The sequence below is a fragment of the Xanthomonas sp. NCPPB 3005 genome, from assembly GCF_041228095.2.
GTDB classification, from domain to species: Bacteria; Pseudomonadota; Gammaproteobacteria; order Xanthomonadales; family Xanthomonadaceae; genus Xanthomonas_A; species Xanthomonas_A bonasiae.
Genome location: NZ_CP166096.2, coordinates 2,495,427 through 2,510,552 on the forward strand (window position 1 = coordinate 2,495,427; position 15,126 = coordinate 2,510,552).

11 protein-coding genes are annotated in these 15,126 nt (G+C 69.8%); 4 read left to right on the forward strand and 7 right to left on the reverse strand.

The window, feature by feature from the left end; genetic code table 11:
- Nucleotides 1-155 precede the first annotated feature (155 nt).
- Both AB8810_RS10745 and AB8810_RS10750 read right to left on the reverse strand, forming a co-directional pair.
- On the reverse strand, nucleotides 156-1,676 hold the full coding sequence (locus AB8810_RS10745) for a hypothetical protein (protein ID WP_369916468.1): 1,521 nt from the start codon (nucleotides 1,674-1,676) through the stop codon (nucleotides 156-158).
- An 11-nt stretch (nucleotides 1,677-1,687) separates the two neighbouring features.
- A complete protein-coding gene (locus AB8810_RS10750; protein WP_369916469.1) occupies nucleotides 1,688-2,800 on the reverse strand; it encodes a glycosyltransferase in 1,113 nt (370 codons plus the stop codon).
- Here AB8810_RS10750 and AB8810_RS10755 point away from each other — a divergent pair.
- Entirely contained in the window at nucleotides 2,769-3,410 is a 642-nt protein-coding gene (locus AB8810_RS10755) for a hypothetical protein (protein WP_369916470.1), read from the forward strand. The two genes, AB8810_RS10750 and AB8810_RS10755, sit on opposite strands and share 32 nt — an antisense overlap.
- Nucleotides 3,411-3,650: 240 nt before the next feature.
- Here the strand turns inward: AB8810_RS10755 and AB8810_RS10760 are convergent, their stop codons facing one another.
- From AB8810_RS10760 to hutI, 5 genes are all read right to left on the reverse strand, one after another.
- Nucleotides 3,651-5,087, reverse strand: coding sequence for a serine hydrolase domain-containing protein (locus AB8810_RS10760; RefSeq protein ID WP_369916471.1), 1,437 nt, complete (start codon nucleotides 5,085-5,087; stop codon nucleotides 3,651-3,653).
- 192 nt (nucleotides 5,088-5,279) lie between these two features.
- Nucleotides 5,280-6,947, reverse strand: a complete 1,668-nt coding sequence (gene hutU / locus AB8810_RS10765) for a urocanate hydratase (RefSeq protein WP_179565013.1) — start codon at nucleotides 6,945-6,947, stop codon at nucleotides 5,280-5,282.
- A 63-nt stretch (nucleotides 6,948-7,010) separates the two neighbouring features.
- The gene (hutG, locus tag AB8810_RS10770) at nucleotides 7,011-7,892 is read right to left on the reverse strand and encodes an N-formylglutamate deformylase (RefSeq protein ID WP_369916472.1); all 882 of its coding nucleotides are present in this window, start codon (nucleotides 7,890-7,892) and stop codon (nucleotides 7,011-7,013) included.
- An 88-nt stretch (nucleotides 7,893-7,980) separates the two neighbouring features.
- A complete protein-coding gene (gene hutH, locus AB8810_RS10775; RefSeq protein ID WP_369916473.1) occupies nucleotides 7,981-9,522 on the reverse strand; it encodes a histidine ammonia-lyase in 1,542 nt (513 codons plus the stop codon).
- Nucleotides 9,519-10,721 carry an imidazolonepropionase gene (gene hutI / locus AB8810_RS10780; RefSeq protein WP_369916660.1) on the reverse strand — a complete coding sequence of 401 codons (1,203 nt, stop codon included), beginning with the start codon at nucleotides 10,719-10,721 and terminating at the stop codon, nucleotides 9,519-9,521. Before hutI ends, hutH begins: the two co-directional genes overlap by 4 nt.
- Nucleotides 10,722-10,784: 63 nt before the next feature.
- Here hutI and AB8810_RS10785 point away from each other — a divergent pair, with 63 nt between their 5' ends.
- The 3 genes from AB8810_RS10785 (at nucleotide 10,785) to AB8810_RS10795 (ending at nucleotide 15,116) form a co-directional block, all read left to right on the forward strand.
- The gene (locus tag AB8810_RS10785) at nucleotides 10,785-12,182 is read left to right on the forward strand and encodes a formimidoylglutamate deiminase (protein ID WP_369916474.1); all 1,398 of its coding nucleotides are present in this window, start codon (nucleotides 10,785-10,787) and stop codon (nucleotides 12,180-12,182) included.
- Between the two features lie 40 nt (nucleotides 12,183-12,222).
- A complete protein-coding gene (hutC, locus tag AB8810_RS10790) occupies nucleotides 12,223-12,954 on the forward strand; it encodes a histidine utilization repressor (RefSeq protein ID WP_179565005.1) in 732 nt (243 codons plus the stop codon).
- 173 nt (nucleotides 12,955-13,127) lie between these two features.
- Nucleotides 13,128-15,116, forward strand: a complete 1,989-nt coding sequence (locus tag AB8810_RS10795; protein WP_369916475.1) for an SDR family oxidoreductase — start codon at nucleotides 13,128-13,130, stop codon at nucleotides 15,114-15,116.
- Nucleotides 15,117-15,126: the final 10 nt, after the last annotated feature.

Consider the following 15,126-nt stretch of genomic DNA (forward strand, 5'->3'; position numbering starts at 1 on the left):
AGGCTCCTCGAAACGTTGCATCTCTTGTCGGCGCCGGTTCGACGATCTTGAGCCCGCGTGTCGCAAGGCGTGACCGCGTTCCAGTTGCGCGCCGTTCGCGTGCGATCCGGGGGGCCGCGGATGCGGCGCCCGCCAGCGCGGCGGCTTGGCCTGCGCTATTTGCCCAGCCTGGTCAGGACCGCGTTGACTTCGTATTCCCTGGGCACCTCCCCGGTACAGCCGCCGGCGCGCCGATAGACGCAGTAGGCCTTGCTGGAGCACCCCAGCAGCGCGTATTCCGGGGCCAGTGGCGGGGCCTGTGCGACCGACAGCACGGTGTCGTAGGCGCTGCGATACCGCAATGCGGCGGCGTGGTCGTCGCGCGTGTCGAACAGGTAGATCGGGGTCTGGCGACCGTACAGGGCGTAGGCGGCGCTCAGTGGATTCGGTGGCCGGTACAACGCCATTCCGCAGGTGTCAGGGTCGGCGCCTGCCAGTTGCATCGCCGCGATCAAGGGGCGCCCGGATTTCCAGTAGCGTTTCACCGGCCCGGTGGTGGCCACCAGCAGCGAGGCCAGCAGCCACAGCAGCAGCGCCTGTCCGCACAGGCGCTGCAGACGCGGCTCGTCGCCGGCGGCGCGGCGCTGCAGCGCGTCGACGGTGCCGAACGCGGCCAGCACCACCAGCAGCGTGGTGGACAGCAGGACGAAGCGGTATTCCTTGTGCGGGATCAACGAATGCATCAACAGGTTGACCAGCGCCACCGCCAGCAGGACCGGGTAGCGCCGCGCGCCGAGGATGGCCAGCGGCACGATGCCCAGCGCCGCGAGCCGCCACTGGTTGCAGATCCGGGTCAGATACCAGTACGCCGGTTTGGTGCCGAAGCTGGCGCTTTTCTGCTCCACCAGGTTGATGTGGAAGTTGGCGTAGATCCAGCGCAACGGCGGCTGTCCTGCGACCAGCATGTCCACCGCCGCATCCACGCCCAGGCCGAGCAGGCCACCGGCTGTCAGCCACAGCCAGGCACGCCAGCGCAGGCCGCAGGCCCAGGCCGCGAGCACGAACAGCGCCGGCGCCAGCTGGAAGCGCGCCGAGAAGCACAGGCCGAGCAGCAGCCCGGCGCCTGCGTAGGTGGCCCGGGTGCGCTGCGCCAACGGCCGCGTGAGCAACAGCGCGGCCGGAAAGAACAGCGCCATCGCCACCGGTTCGGACATCGCCCGCGGCCCGAAATAGACCAGTTCGGCCCAGATCGCGGCGACCACGCCGGCCATCGCGCCATGCAGCCGCGACAGGCGCATCCCCATGCCGGTGGCGCAGGCGACGGTGGACAGCGACAGCAGCACCAGCATCAGGCGCGGCAATGCCAATGTCAGGCCGCCATCGGGCGCCAGCCAGGCGCCCAGCCGCATCGGCATGGCCAGTAAGGCGGGGATCAGCCAGGTGCGGATGCCGTCGCGGTATTCCCATGCCACCACCCAGTGCCCGAACACGAGGCGATGCGCCGGTTCCAGGTATTGCCAGATCTCGTCGGGGTGGTGGTAGTTGCTAGGCACCATCGCCAGCAGCCGCAGCAGCAGCGCCAGCCCCAGCACGCCTGCGAACATGCGCCGATCGGTGGACCACCACCACGCCAGGCGCGAGACGCCCGGCGTGCCGCCAACCGGCGGCTGGAGTTGGGCCGCAGGCGAACCGGACATGGGCGCGTGCATCAGCGCGACGACACGCGCAGCTCGACCGCCACCGCCGCGGCTTGCGGCGGATTCAACGTCGACGACCATGCCGTGCGCTTGGCCGCGTGATAGTTCCACAACGCGGCAGCCACGCTGCCGGCGCCCGCCGCCAGCGCCCAGTTGACGCCGGCCGCGTGCAAGGCCCAGCCGATGCTTTCGTTGACGAACGCACCGAACATGCAGGCCAGATAGAACATCAGCAGGCCGCTGAGCATGCGTGCGCCACGTAGGCGGCAGTGGCGAAACGTCAGGATGTTGTTCATCAGGAAATTGCAGGTCATCGCCGCCATGATCGCCACCAGTTGCCCGACCCAGAACGGGCAGCCGGCATGCAGCAGCGCCCACAACGCCGTCAGATGCACTGCCAGGCCGCCCAGCCCGACCGCGAAGAACAAAGCCATCTGCGCCGGCAGCAGCCCGCGCGTGCGCTTTTCCAGCAGCAGGGTCAGCAGGTCGGCCACCACGCGCGGATCCATCTTGGACACGCCGCCGCGGCGCTCGCCCAGTTGTGTGGGCACTTCGGCGGTGTTCGGGCGGCGGCGGCCGGAGGCCACCACGTCCACCAGGATCTTGAAGCCGAGCCCGGACAGGTGCGGACGCACGTCGGCGTACCAGTCGCGGGTCATCGCAAAGCAGCCGCTCATCGGATCGGCCAGCCGCGCGCCGAGCAGCAATTGGGTCAGGCGGACCGCACCGCGGCTCATCGCATGCCGGACCAGGCCCAGCCCGGAGCTGCGGCTGTGCAGATAGCGGCTGGCCACCACGACGTCCTGTCGGCCCTGCTCGAGGAGCCGGAACATCTGTGCGATCAGGCGCGGATCGTGTTGGCCATCGCCGTCCATGATCGCCAGGTACTGTCCATGCGCCGCATCCCATCCGGCGATCGCCGCGGAGGCCAGTCCTCGGCCTTCGCGCCGGCGCAGCAAGCGGATCTGGGGCGTGTGCGCGGCACAGGCCAGGACCGCCTGCGCGGTGAGCTCGTCGTGCGAATCGTCCACCACCACGATCTCGTGATCGATGCCGGCCATCGTTGCGGAGAGTTCGTCCAGGACGCCAGCGATGGCGTCCGACTCGTCCAGCGTGCAGATCACCACGGACAACCTTGGACCGGAAGAGCAGGGGGAAGCGGTGCCGATGGACGACATGGATGGCCTTGGCGGACTGGAGTTCGCCGAAGGTTCAAAACCGCCTGTTGCGCTCGATTGGCGAATTGCGCCGCCCGCTGCGATGCGCCAGCACGTGACGGCGCGTGGCATCCGCAAAGCCGCCGCCGATCCGCCCGCGACCCTTGTGCCTGCAATCGATCGGCGTCCGCACGGCGCGTGCGCGGGCATGGCCGAAAAGCTTGAATCGCCCCTGACTGCTGCGACCGGCATCCTCTCCAGGCCGACAGCCGCACACGGCTATTGCGCGTATTTGCGCAATGTCAGCAGGCTCTGGATTGGCGCGACGATGTCCGGTTCGTGGCCAATACAGCCGCAGCATCGCGGTCGGCACCGCAGGCTGCCCGGGTCGGGCGGCCTGCGGCGCGAGGCCATGGTCATCGGTCGGTGTTGGTCGGCAGATGCGTTCGCTTGCGATGTACGGCATGCCGCTGTGTGTCCGGCCTGTTGCCACTGGCCGTCACCGGCCTCCGGCGGCTCGCGCAGTCCAGCCTTCGGATCGGCCGCGCGTTTCTGCGCGGTGAGCGCGTTGCGTTGATGCGCGCGATGTCTGCGATGCGAGCCGGTATGCCATGCAGCCCCTTGCGGGGCGATGCGCACCCCGCGGCCCCGTGGCGCCTGCTTGAGCACGACTGTCGCGACGCGTGGCGGCGGTCCGGCTACGCTCCAGTCGGCGCGCTTTTCGTTGCGTTTGCGCTCGCTCGAACGCGTGGACCGGCATGCAATGCATTCTGCGCAGATCTGGTCCGGGGCGGGCGGCTGTTGAGCAAACGCGACCCTACGGAATGGGCTTGGACAGCGCCTTCGACTTCGCGTACAACGCCTTGGCGATCTCGGCATCGCCCAGCGCGGCGCGGCATTCGGCCAGGCTGTCCCAGGCGTTGGCCGAGTCCGGATACAGCTCGGTGTTGAGGGTGAATACCTTCAGCGCCCTCCCTGCTCCGAGACTCTCGCGGATGGCGTAGCCGCTGGCATTGATCGCGCGTTCCTGCTCACTGGCGGGGACGCCGTCGCCATCGCGCAGCCACGCACGCATGGCGTCCGCAGCGCCGGCGCGTTCGTCCATCGCGTAGGCGATCAAGCGTTCGGCGAGGACCGCATGCGGGAACTCCTTCGGCGCGACCTGCGCCATCGTGCTTTCCACCAGCGTGCTGGACCAGACATTGCGGGCGCTGCCGTTGGTGAAGTACACGAATACCCAATAGCCGCTGGCCAGGGTGCCCTTGTAGGCCAGTCTCGCCCGCACGCGGGTGCCGCCATCGTGGCCGACCTGGGTATAGCCATCGCTGCGGGTGGTATCCCATCCGGTGGAAAAGAAGTTGCTGCCGCCGCCGGTCAGCATCTGCGGTTGCCAGAGTCTTTCCAGGGTTGCCGTGCGCACCAGCTTGCCGTTGGCCAGCGCCTGCAGGAATCGGTTGATGTCGCCTACGGTGGTCTGCAGGTCGGCGTGGCCCCAGCCGTAGCTCGGCCAGGGGTCTTCATTGGCCGGCTGCAGCGTGCCGTCCTTGCCGATGTACGGCACGGCCGCGCGATCCGGCGGGACGCTGGCCAGGCCCCACGACGTGCTGCGCATCTTCAGTGGCTGCAGGATGCGTTCGCGTGCGATGGCCGGGTAAGGCTTGCGGTAATACGCTTCCAGCAGGGCAGTCAGCACCAGGTAGTTGGCCTGCGTGTACTGCACACGGCTGCCGGTGGCGAACTGCATCGGTGCCGCGCCGGCAACCTTCAGCGCAGCGGCGAGATCGGGCGCCACGCCGGGGTAGCCCTTGCTCACCCAACGGTTGCCCACACGGTCGTAGTATTCGGCAATGCCGGAGCTGTGATTGAGGAAATCGCGCACGCGGATCGCCTGCCACGCGGCCGGCAGGTCCGGGACGTAGCGGCTGGCTGGGGCATCCAGATCCACCTTGTCCTGATCCACCAGCTGCATCACCAGCGTGCTGGTCAACAGCTTGGCCATCGACTGCGCGGCGAAGATGGAATCGACGGTGGCCGGCGCGTGGGTGGCCGGATCGCGTTCGCCGCTGGCGCCCTGGTAGAGCACCTGGCCATTGTGGGCGACCAGCACCGCCTGACCGGCGATGCCATAGCGTTCGCGGTTGGCCTGCAGCTGGGCGTCCAACTGCGAGGCGAGGTCGTGCGGCGTATCCCGAGCCGAAGCAGGCAGGCTGCCGAGCAGGGCGCAGAGCAGTGCGGCAGCAAAGGCGCGAGACATCGCGGTGATCCGTCAGCGGCGATCGCGCATCATCGTCACGACCGGGGACAGGGTCAAGCGTGCGTAGCCGAGCCTTTGCGCGGCTGCTCCTGGATGAGGCAGCGTGCGCCCGGATCCATTGAGCCGATGCCCGGCTCTACGGAAAGAGGTCGCTTGCAGGCCAGCGACCTGCAAGCGCCCAGCGGCACTCGGTCAGCCCACAATTCCAGGCAGATCCAGTCCCTTCTCCTTCGCGCATTCCACCGCGATCTCATACCCCGCATCCGCATGGCGCATCACACCGGTCGCCGGGTCGTTCCACAGCACGCGCGCGATGCGCTTGGCCGCCGCCTCGCTGCCGTCGCAGACGATGACCATGCCGGCGTGCTGGGAGAAGCCCATGCCGACGCCGCCGCCGTGGTGCAGCGAGACCCAGGTGGCGCCGCTGGCGGTGTTGAGCAGGGCGTTGAGCAGCGGCCAGTCGGAGACGGCGTCGGAGCCGTCGGCCATCGCTTCGGTCTCACGGTTGGGCGAGGCGACGCTGCCCGAATCCAGATGGTCGCGGCCGATCACCACCGGTGCTTTCAGTTCGCCACTGGCCACCATCTCGTTGAACGCCAGACCCAGGCGGTCGCGGTCGCCCAGGCCGACCCAGCAGATGCGCGCCGGCAGGCCCTGGAACTTGATCTTCTCGGCGGCCATGTCCAGCCAGCGGTGCAGGTGCGGGTTGTCCGGGATCAGATCCTTGACCTTGGCATCGGTCTTGGCGATGTCCTCCGGATCGCCGCTCAGCGCCGCCCAGCGGAACGGGCCGATGCCGCGGCAGAACAGCGGGCGGATGTAGGCGGGCACGAAGCCGGGGAAGTCGAAGGCATTCTCGACGCCTTCTTCCAGCGCCATCTGCCGCAGGTTGTTGCCGTAGTCCACGGTCGGCACGCCGAGCGCGTGGAAGGCGAGCATGGCGCGGATGTGGTTGGCCATCGAGTCGCGCGCGGCGGCCTCGACTTCCTTCGGCGCGCTGGCGCGCTTTTCGTCCCACTGCTTGACGCTCCAGCCCTGCGGCAGGTAACCGTTGACCGGGTCGTGCGCGGAGGTCTGATCGGTCAACAGGTCCGGCTTGACCCCGCGGACCAGCAGCTCGTCCAGCACGTCGGCGACATTGCCGAGCAGGCCGACCGACAGCGGTTTCTTCGCCGTGCACGATTCCTCGATCAGGCGCAGCGCTTCGTCCAGGTCGTCGGTCCAGGTGTCGAGATAGCCGGTGCGCAAGCGCATGTCGATGCTGCTCTTGCGGCATTCCACCGCCAGGCACGAGGCGCCGGCCATCACCGCGGCCAGCGGCTGCGCGCCGCCCATGCCGCCGAGGCCGCCGGTGAACAGCCACTTGCCGGCCAGGCTGCCGGCGTAGTGCTGGCGGCCCATCTCGACGAAGGTTTCGTAGGTGCCCTGGACGATGCCTTGCGCGCCGATGTAGATCCAGCTGCCGGCGGTCATCTGGCCGTACATGGCCAGGCCCTTTTTATCGAGCTCGTTGAAGTGGTCCCAGGTGGCCCAGCGCGGCACCAGGTTGGAATTGGCGATCAGCACGCGCGGCGCATCGGCGTGGGTGCGGAACACGCCGACCGGCTTGCCGGATTGCACCAGCAGGGTCTGGTCGTCGTCCAGGCGCTTGAGCGCGGCCACGATCGCGTCGAAGGACTCCCAGTCGCGCGCGGCGCGGCCGATGCCGCCGTACACCACCAGTTCCTGCGGGCGTTCGGCTACGTCCGGATGCAGGTTGTTCATCAGCATGCGCAGCGGCGCTTCGGTCAGCCAGCTCTTGCAGGTGAGGGTGCTGCCGGTGGGCGCTTGGATCGTGCGGGTGGTGTCGAGGCGGGTCATGCGGATTCCTTGATCTGAAGAGTCCGCACATGCAGGTGCGGGGTTTGCGAAGGATTCGCAGCGTCAAACGTTCGTGGAGGGCGGTGCGGGTGCCGGCGAGGAATGCGCGCTGTCGCGGGCGAAGTCCAGGCACGCCTGCAGCACCTGCTGCAGCACCGCGCGCAGCGGCGCGGCGTAGTCCGGCTGCCACGGCGAGGGCCAGTTGTCCGGCGCCACCTCGGCCGGTTCGTGCATGTAGCCGCGGCAGGCCAGTTCCATCTGGATCGCATGCACGCCGCGCCGCGGCGCGGCGTGGTGGCGCGTGCTCCAGCCGCCCTTGAAGCGGCCGTTGCGCACGTGGCTGAAGCCGCTGCCGGCGCAGACCCGTTCGACCGCATCGGCCAGCGCGGGGGCGCAACTGCTGTCGTTCGCGCCGGAGGGCCCGGCGCTGCCGATATTGAACTGCGGCAGTTCGCCGTCGAACAGGTGCGGGATGTGCGAGCGGATCGAATGCGCGTCGTAGACCACGATGGCCGGGTGATGCGCACGCAGGCGCTCGATCTCCGCGTCGAGCGCGGCATGGTAGGGATCGAACCAGTGCGCGCGGCGCGCCGCGATCTCGTCCGCGTCCGGTTCGGCGCCGGGGCGATACAGCGGTTGCGCGTCGAAGGTGGTCAGCGGGCACAAGCCGGTGGTGTTCTGCCCCGGATACAGCGACGTGCCGCCGGGATCGCGATTGACGTCGATGACCGACCGCGAGATCGCAGTGCGCACGGTGGTGGCGCCGAGCGCGGCGGCGAAGGCGTACAGCTGGTCCACCCACCAGTCGGCATCGCGTTGCGCCAGCCACGGCGACACGAAGCGATCGGCCAGCGCTGCCGGCAGCTCGGTGCCGGTATGCGGAAAGCTGACGATCAGCGGCGCATCGCCGCGATGGAGGGTGAGCCAGTCGGGGAGGGTGGTCATGCGGGGCCTCGCTTTTTGTAGGAGCGGCTTCAGCCGCGACCGGATTTACCGGTAAGGCCCGGTCGCGGCTGAAGCCGCTCCTACAGGGTCATGGTCCGGACGTTGCGTCGGGCAGGGACACATCGACCGCTTCGGCCAGCGCGCCGCCGCGCACCAGCGCCGTGGCGGCCAGCATGTCCGGATGGAAATAACGGTCGTCCTGCAGCGCCGGCACCTGCGCGCGCAGCAGCGCGCGCGCCGCTTCCAGCGCGGCGCTGGAGGTCAGCGGCGCATGGAAGTCGCAACCCTGCGCGGCGGCCAGCAGTTCGATGCCGACCACGTTGGCCGCGTTCTCGGCCATCGCCAGCAGCCGCCGCGCGCCGTGCGCGGCCATCGACACGTGGTCTTCCTGGTTGGCCGAGGTCGGGATCGAATCGACGCTGGCCGGGTAGGCGCGCTGCTTGTTCTCCGACACCAGCGCGGCGGCGGTGACCTGCGGGATCATGAAGCCGGAGTTGAGCCCCGGCTTCGGAGTCAGGAACGCCGGCAACCCGGACAGCGCCGGATCCACCAGCATAGCGACGCGGCGTTCGCTGATCGAGCCGATCTCGCACACCGCCAGCGCCAGCATGTCGGCGGCGAAGGCCACCGGCTCGGCGTGGAAGTTGCCGCCGGACAGCGCCTCGCCGGTCTCGCTGAACACCAGCGGATTGTCGGACACGCCGTTGGCCTCGATCGCCAGCGTGGTCGCGGCCTGGCGCATCACGTCCAGCGCCGCGCCCATCACCTGCGGCTGGCAGCGCAGGCAGTACGGATCCTGCACGCGCACGTCGTTGTCGCGGTGCGAATCGCGGATCGCCGAGCCGTGCATCAGTTCGCGCAGCGCGGCGGCGGTGGCGATCTGCCCGCGCTGCCCGCGCAAGGCGTGGATGCGCGGATCGAACGGCGTGTCCGACCCCTTCGCCGCTTCGGTGGACAGCGCGCCGGCGACCAGCGCGGCATGGAACACGCGCTCGATCTCGAACAGCCCGGCCAACGCGTAGGCGGTGGAATACTGGGTGCCGTTGAGCAGCGCCAGACCTTCCTTCGCGCCCAGCGCCAGCGGCTGCAGCCCGGCCTGCGCCAACGCCTGCGCGGCGGGCAGGCGCTGGCCGCCGACGAAGGCCTCGCCGACCCCGATCATCACCGTCGCCAGATGCGCCAGCGGCGCCAGGTCGCCGGAGGCGCCGACCGAACCCTGGCACGGCACCACCGGGATCACGTCGTGCCGCAACAACGCTTCCAGCAGCGCCAGCGTGGCCGGGCGCACGCCGGACGCGCCCTGCGCCAGGCTGGCCAGCTTCAGCGCCAGCATCAGCCGCACCACCGGCACCGGCATCGGCTCGCCGACACCGGCCGCATGCGACAGCACGATATTGCGCTGCAGGGTATCCAGGTCTTCGCGCTCGATGCGCACGCTGGCCAGCTTGCCGAAGCCGGTATTGATGCCGTACACCGGCGCACCCTTGGCGACGATCGCCTCCACCGTCTGCGCGCTGCGCAGCACCGCCTCGGCGCAGGCAGGATCCAGGCGCACGCCGGCGCCGCGGTACACGGCGCGCCACTGTGCCAGGCTCACTGCGCCCGGGCGCAGCACGATCTCGTTGCTCATTGTCCCCTCCAGATGCGCGCATGCAGCGGGTTGAAGCCCATGCGATAGACCAGTTCGGCCGGTTGTTCGATGTCCCAGATCGCCAGGTCGCACTGCAGCCCGGCGCGCAGCCGGCCGACCTGTTCGTAGCGTCCGAGCGCGCGCGCCGCCTCGCGGGTGAAGCCGGCGATGCATTCGGCCACGCTCATGCGGAACAGCGTCGCCGCCAGGTTCATCGCCAGCAGCGGGCTGGTCAGCGGCGAGGTGCCGGGATTGCAGTCGGTGGCCAGCGCGCGCGGCACGCCGGCGGCGCGCAGCGCGGCGATCGGCGGCAACTGCGTGTCGCTAGTGAAGTAGAACGCGCCCGGCAGCAGCACCGCCACGGTGCCGGCGGCCGCCATCGCGGCGATGCCGGCGTCGTCCAGGTACTCGACGTGGTCGGCCGAGCGCGCGCCGTAGCGCGCCGCCAGCGCCGCGCCGCCCTGATTGGATAGCTGTTCGGCATGGATCTTCAGCGCCAGGCCATGCCGCTGCGCGGCCTGGAACACCTGCTCGGTCTGTGCCGGGGTGAAGGCGAGGTGCTCGCAGAACACGTCCACCGCCTCGGCCAGGCCTTGTGCGGCGACGGCGGGAATCATCCGTTCGCAGACTTCGTCGATGTAGGCCTGCGCCTCGGCGCCCGGCGGCACCGCGTGCGCGCCGAGGAAGGTCGGCGCCACCGCGACCGGGCGCAGTTCGCCCAGGCGCCGCACCACCCGCAGCATGCGCAATTCGTCGTCCAGGGTCAGTCCGTAGCCCGACTTGATCTCAACCGTGGTCACACCTTCGGCGAGCAGCGCGTCCAATCGCGGCAGGCTCGCAGCGAGCAGCGCGGCTTCGTCGGCGGCGCGGGTGGCGCGCACGGTGGCGACGATGCCGCCGCCGGCACGGGCGATGTCGGCATAGCTGGCGCCGAGCAGGCGTTGCTCGAACTCGCCGGCACGGTTGCCGGCGTAGACCAGGTGGGTATGGCAGTCGATCAAGCCCGGGCCGATCCAGCGTCCGCCGCAATCGACGCTGTGCTGCGCGGCCAACGGTTCCGGCAGCGCCGCGGCGGCGCCGGCATAGACGATGCGTCCGTCGCGGCAGGCGACCACGCCGTCGCGGACCAGGCCCAGGCCGCCGTCGTCGGCGTCCAGGGTCATCAGGTGAGCGTTGTGCCAGAGCGTGTCGCAGGGCATGGTCACGGGCGGGTTCGTCGGTTATTTTGTATATACAATATTGTGGTCGACGGAGGGTGTCCAGTGCAGACCCTGGCGCAGCAACAGGCGGGCGGGAACGAGGCGGCGAGCGGTTTCTGGTGCGCGCAGGCGCTGCTGCCGGAGGGCTGGGCGCGCGACGTGCGGATCGAGGTGCGTGGCGGGCGCATCGCCGCGGTGCAGTCCGGCGTGGTCGCCGCGTCCGGCGACCACGCGCTGGCGATCGCCGTGCCCGGGCTGGGCAACCTGCACAGCCACGCGTTCCAGCGCGGCATGGCCGGGCTGACCGAGGTCGGCGGCCGCACCGGCGACAGCTTCTGGAGCTGGCGCGAGCTGATGTACCGCTTCCTGCAGCGGCTGGACCCGGACAGCATGCAGGCCATCGCCGAACAGGCCTACGTGGAAATGCTCGAAGCCGGCTTCACCCGCGTCGGCGAATTCCATTATCTGCACCACGCCGCCGACGGCCGGCCGTATGCCGACCGCGCCGAAATGGCGCAGCGCCTGGCCGCCGCCGCGCACAACAGCGGCATCGGCCTGACCCTGCTGCCGGTGTTCTACGCGCATGCCGATTTCGGCGGCGCCGCGCCGAACCCGGCGCAGCGGCGGCTGATCCACGACGTGGACGGTTACGCCGAACTGCTCGACGGCAGCCGCCGCGCGCTGCGCGGCCTCGACGACGCGGTGCTGGGCATCGCCCCGCACAGCCTGCGCGCGGTGACCCCGGACGAACTGGCCGCGCTGCTGCCGCTGTGCGACGGCCCGGTGCACATCCACATCGCCGAGCAGACCCGCGAGGTCGAGGCCTGCCTGGCCTGGAGCGGGCAGCGGCCGGTGCAGTGGTTGCTGGCGCATGCGCCGGTGGACGCGCGCTGGTGCCTGGTCCATGCCACCCACGTCGACGCCGCCGAAGTGCAGGCCATCGCCGCCAGCGGCGCGGTGGTCGGCCTGTGCCCGATCACCGAGGCCAACCTCGGCGACGGGCTGTTCCCGATGCGCGCGTTCGTCGAGGCCGGCGGCCGCTTCGGCGTCGGCTCCGATTCCAACGTGCTGATCGATGCGGCCGAGGAGTTGCGCCTGCTCGAGTACGGCCAGCGTCTGCAGCTGCGCGGGCGCAACGTGCTCGCCGTTGACGCCGCGCAGTCCAGCGGCCGTTTCCTGTTCCAGTCCGCGGCGCAGGGCGCGGCGCAGGCGCTGGGCGTGGAACAGGGCCTGCGCGTCGGCGCGCCGGCCGATCTGGTCGAACTGGATCCGGCGCATCCGGCGCTGCGCGCGCGCAACGGCGACGCCTTGCTGGACAGCTGGATCTTCGCCGCGCGGCGCGGCGCGGTGCGCTCGGTCTGGCGCAACGGCCGCGCACTGGTGCGCGAGGGCCGCCATCATCGCCGCGAGGCGGTCGCTGCGGCTTATGCGCGCGCGCTGACCGCGCTGTTGGACGCATGATCCGGCAGCGCCTGCGGTACGCTGCCGCGCGGACGCGCCGATGAGCCCGTCCCGTCCCGCGGCGACGCTCAACCACCGCATCCGCAGCGACATCGAAGGCCGCATCCGCAGCGGCGAATGGCCGCCGGGCCATCGCATCCCGTTCGAGCACGAACTGATGGCGCAGTACGCCTGCTCGCGGATGACGGTCAACAAGGTGCTGGCGCTGCTCGCCGACGCCGGCATGATCGAGCGCCGCCGCCGCGCCGGCTCGTTCGTGGCGCGGCCGCATCCGCACATGGAACAGGTGGCGCTGGAGATCCCCGACATTCCGGTCGAGGTCGCCGCGCGCGGCCATGCCTATCGCTTCGAACTGCTGGATCGGCGCCAGCGCGCGCCGCGCGCCGAACTGCCGCAGGAGGCCGAGGTCGCTGCCGCCGGCACGCTGCTGTCGCTGCACTGCCTGCATTTCGCCGACGGGCGCCCGTTCGCGCTGGAGGAGCGGGTGATCAATCCGGTGGCGGTGCCGGAAGCGCTGCAGATGGATTTCGCGGTCGTCGTGCCCGGCAGCTGGCTGCTGCAGCACGTGCCGTGGACCCGCGCCGAGCACCGCATCAGCGCCGTCGGCGCCAACCCCGCGCAGGCGGCGCGGTTGCAGGTGGCCGCCGGCACCGCCTGCCTGCTGATCGACCGGCAGACCTGGCGCGGCGAACAGGCCGTCACCTTCGTGCGCCAGGTGTTCCTCGGCGACACCTACGACCTGGTCGCGCGCTTCTCGCCGGGCGTGCGTTGAGCGCCACGCGGCACGCGAAACCCGCCGTGTCGCAGGCGACCGATGCTGCGCTGCCGCACGCGGCGCGTACGCGCCGTACCCCGGCGTGCGTTTGTCCTGCCTGCCGCACTCTGGCAAGTTAGCGGCCAGGACGGGGCGAGGGGCCGCGGCCGCAGCACGAGGGATGGTTCGGCATGACGTATTTCGTTACGGGCGCCACCGGTTTCATCGGCCGTTATCTGATGGCCAACCTGATGCGGCGCAAAGGCCTCATCCACGTCCTGGTCCGCAAGGAGTCGCAACGCAAGTTCGATGCGCTGGTGCGCGAGCAGGGCTGGGACGCCAAGCGCCTGGTCGTGCTGCACGGCGATGTCGGTGCCGACTGTTGCGGCCTGGACGAGGCGCAACGCAAGACGCTGCACGGCAAGGTCAAGCACTTCTTCCATCTGGCCGCGCTGTACGACCTCACCGCCAAGGCCGAGGCGCAGCGCGTGGCCAATCTCGACGGCACCCGCAACGCACTGGAGCTGGCCGCGCAGATCGGCGCCGGCGTCTTCCACCACACCAGTTCGATCGCGGTGGCCGGGCTGTACCCGGGTATCTTCCGCGAAGACATGTTCGAAGAGGCCGAAGGCCTGGACGATCCCTACCTGCGCACCAAGCACGACGCCGAGGCGCTGGTGCGCGCGGAAACCCGGATCAAGTGGCGGATCTACCGCCCCGGCATGGTGGTCGGCGATTCGCGCACGGGCGCGATCGACAAGATCGACGGGCCGTACTATTTCTTCCCGCTGATCAAGAAGCTGCGCCAGCTGCTGCCGCCGTGGGCGCCGATGCTGGGCATCGAGGGCGGGCGCATCAACCTGGTGCCGGTGGATTTCGTCGCCGATGCGATGGACCACATCGCGCACAAGCCCAAGCTCGACGGCCACACCTTCCACCTCACCGATCCGGAACCGCTGCGCGTGGGCGAGGTGCTCAACACCTTCTGCCGCGCCGGCCACGCGCCGGAAATGACCCTGCGGGTCGACGCGCGGATGTTCGCGTTCGTGCCATCCGGCATCCGTGCCGCGGTCGGCGGGCTGCCGCCGATCCGCCGCTTCACCGGCATGCTGCTGCGCGATTTCCGCATCCCGCGCGAGGTGCTGAAGTTCATCACCTATCCCACGCGCTTCGACAGCCGCGAGACCGAGCGCGCGCTGAAGGGCAGCGGCATCGCCGTGCCGCGGCTGGAAGACTACGCCTGGCGCCTGTGGGACCACTGGGAACGGCACCTGGATCCGGACCTGTTCGTCGACCGCACGCTGAAGGGCAAGGTACGCGGCAAGGTGGTGCTGATCACCGGCGGTTCCTCCGGCATCGGCCTGGCCACCGCGCAGCGCGTCGCCGAAGCCGGCGCCACCACCATCATCGTCGCCCGCGGCGAGCAGGAACTGTTCGCCGCACGCGATGCGATGAACGCCAAGGGCGGCAAGGTGTTCGCCTACACCGCCGACCTGTCCGACCTGGCCGGCTGCGATACGCTGCTCAAGACCGTGCTCGAAGCGCACGGCCATGTCGACGTGCTGATCAACAACGCCGGCCGCTCGATCCGCCGCTCGATCGAACTCAGCTACGACCGCTTCCACGATTTCGAGCGCACCATGCAGCTGAACTACTTCGGCAGCCTGCGCCTGATCATGGGCGTGCTGCCGGGCATGACCGGGCGGCGCAAGGGCCACATCATCAACGTCAGCTCGATCGGCGTGCTGGCCAATTCGCCGCGTTTCTCCGCCTACGTGGCGTCGAAGGCGGCGCTGGACGCGTGGAGCCGCTGCGCGCAGGGCGAGCTGTCCGGCAAGGGCATCAGCTTCACCACGGTCAACATGCCGCTGGTGAAGACGCCGATGATCGCGCCGACCAAGATGTACGACAGCGTGCCGACGCTGAGCGTGGAGGAAGCCGCCGACCTGATGGTCAAGGCGATCATCGAGCGCCCGAGCCGGGTGGCGACGCGGCTGGGCATCTTCGCCGCGCTGGTCAACGCGGTGGCGCCGAAGGCCTACGAGGTGGTGATGAACACCGCCTTCGAACTGTTCCCGGATTCGGCCGCGGCCAAGGGCGACCGCAAGGCGCTACGCGAGGCCAAGCCCAGCCAGGAGCAGATCGCGTTCGCGGCGCTGATGCGGGGCGTGCATTGGTGAGGAGAGCTGG

Excerpts from the sequence above, each read along its gene's own strand:
- hutU (WP_179565013.1), bottom strand. The coding sequence starts at position 6,947 with ATGACCCGCCTCGACACCACCCGCACGATCCAAGCGCCCACCGGCAGC.
- AB8810_RS10745 (WP_369916468.1), bottom strand. The coding sequence starts at position 1,676 with ATGTCCGGTTCGCCTGCGGCCCAACTCCAGCCGCCGGTTGGCGGCACG.
- AB8810_RS10760 (WP_369916471.1), bottom strand. The coding sequence starts at position 5,087 with ATGTCTCGCGCCTTTGCTGCCGCACTGCTCTGCGCCCTGCTCGGCAGC.
- AB8810_RS10795 (WP_369916475.1), top strand. The coding sequence starts at position 13,128 with ATGACGTATTTCGTTACGGGCGCCACCGGTTTCATCGGCCGTTATCTG.
- hutG (WP_369916472.1), bottom strand. The coding sequence starts at position 7,892 with ATGACCACCCTCCCCGACTGGCTCACCCTCCATCGCGGCGATGCGCCG.
- hutI (WP_369916660.1), bottom strand. The coding sequence starts at position 10,721 with ATGCCCTGCGACACGCTCTGGCACAACGCTCACCTGATGACCCTGGAC.
- AB8810_RS10755 (WP_369916470.1), top strand. The coding sequence starts at position 2,769 with ATGGCGTCCGACTCGTCCAGCGTGCAGATCACCACGGACAACCTTGGA.
- hutH (WP_369916473.1), bottom strand. The coding sequence starts at position 9,522 with ATGAGCAACGAGATCGTGCTGCGCCCGGGCGCAGTGAGCCTGGCACAG.
- hutC (WP_179565005.1), top strand. The coding sequence starts at position 12,223 with ATGAGCCCGTCCCGTCCCGCGGCGACGCTCAACCACCGCATCCGCAGC.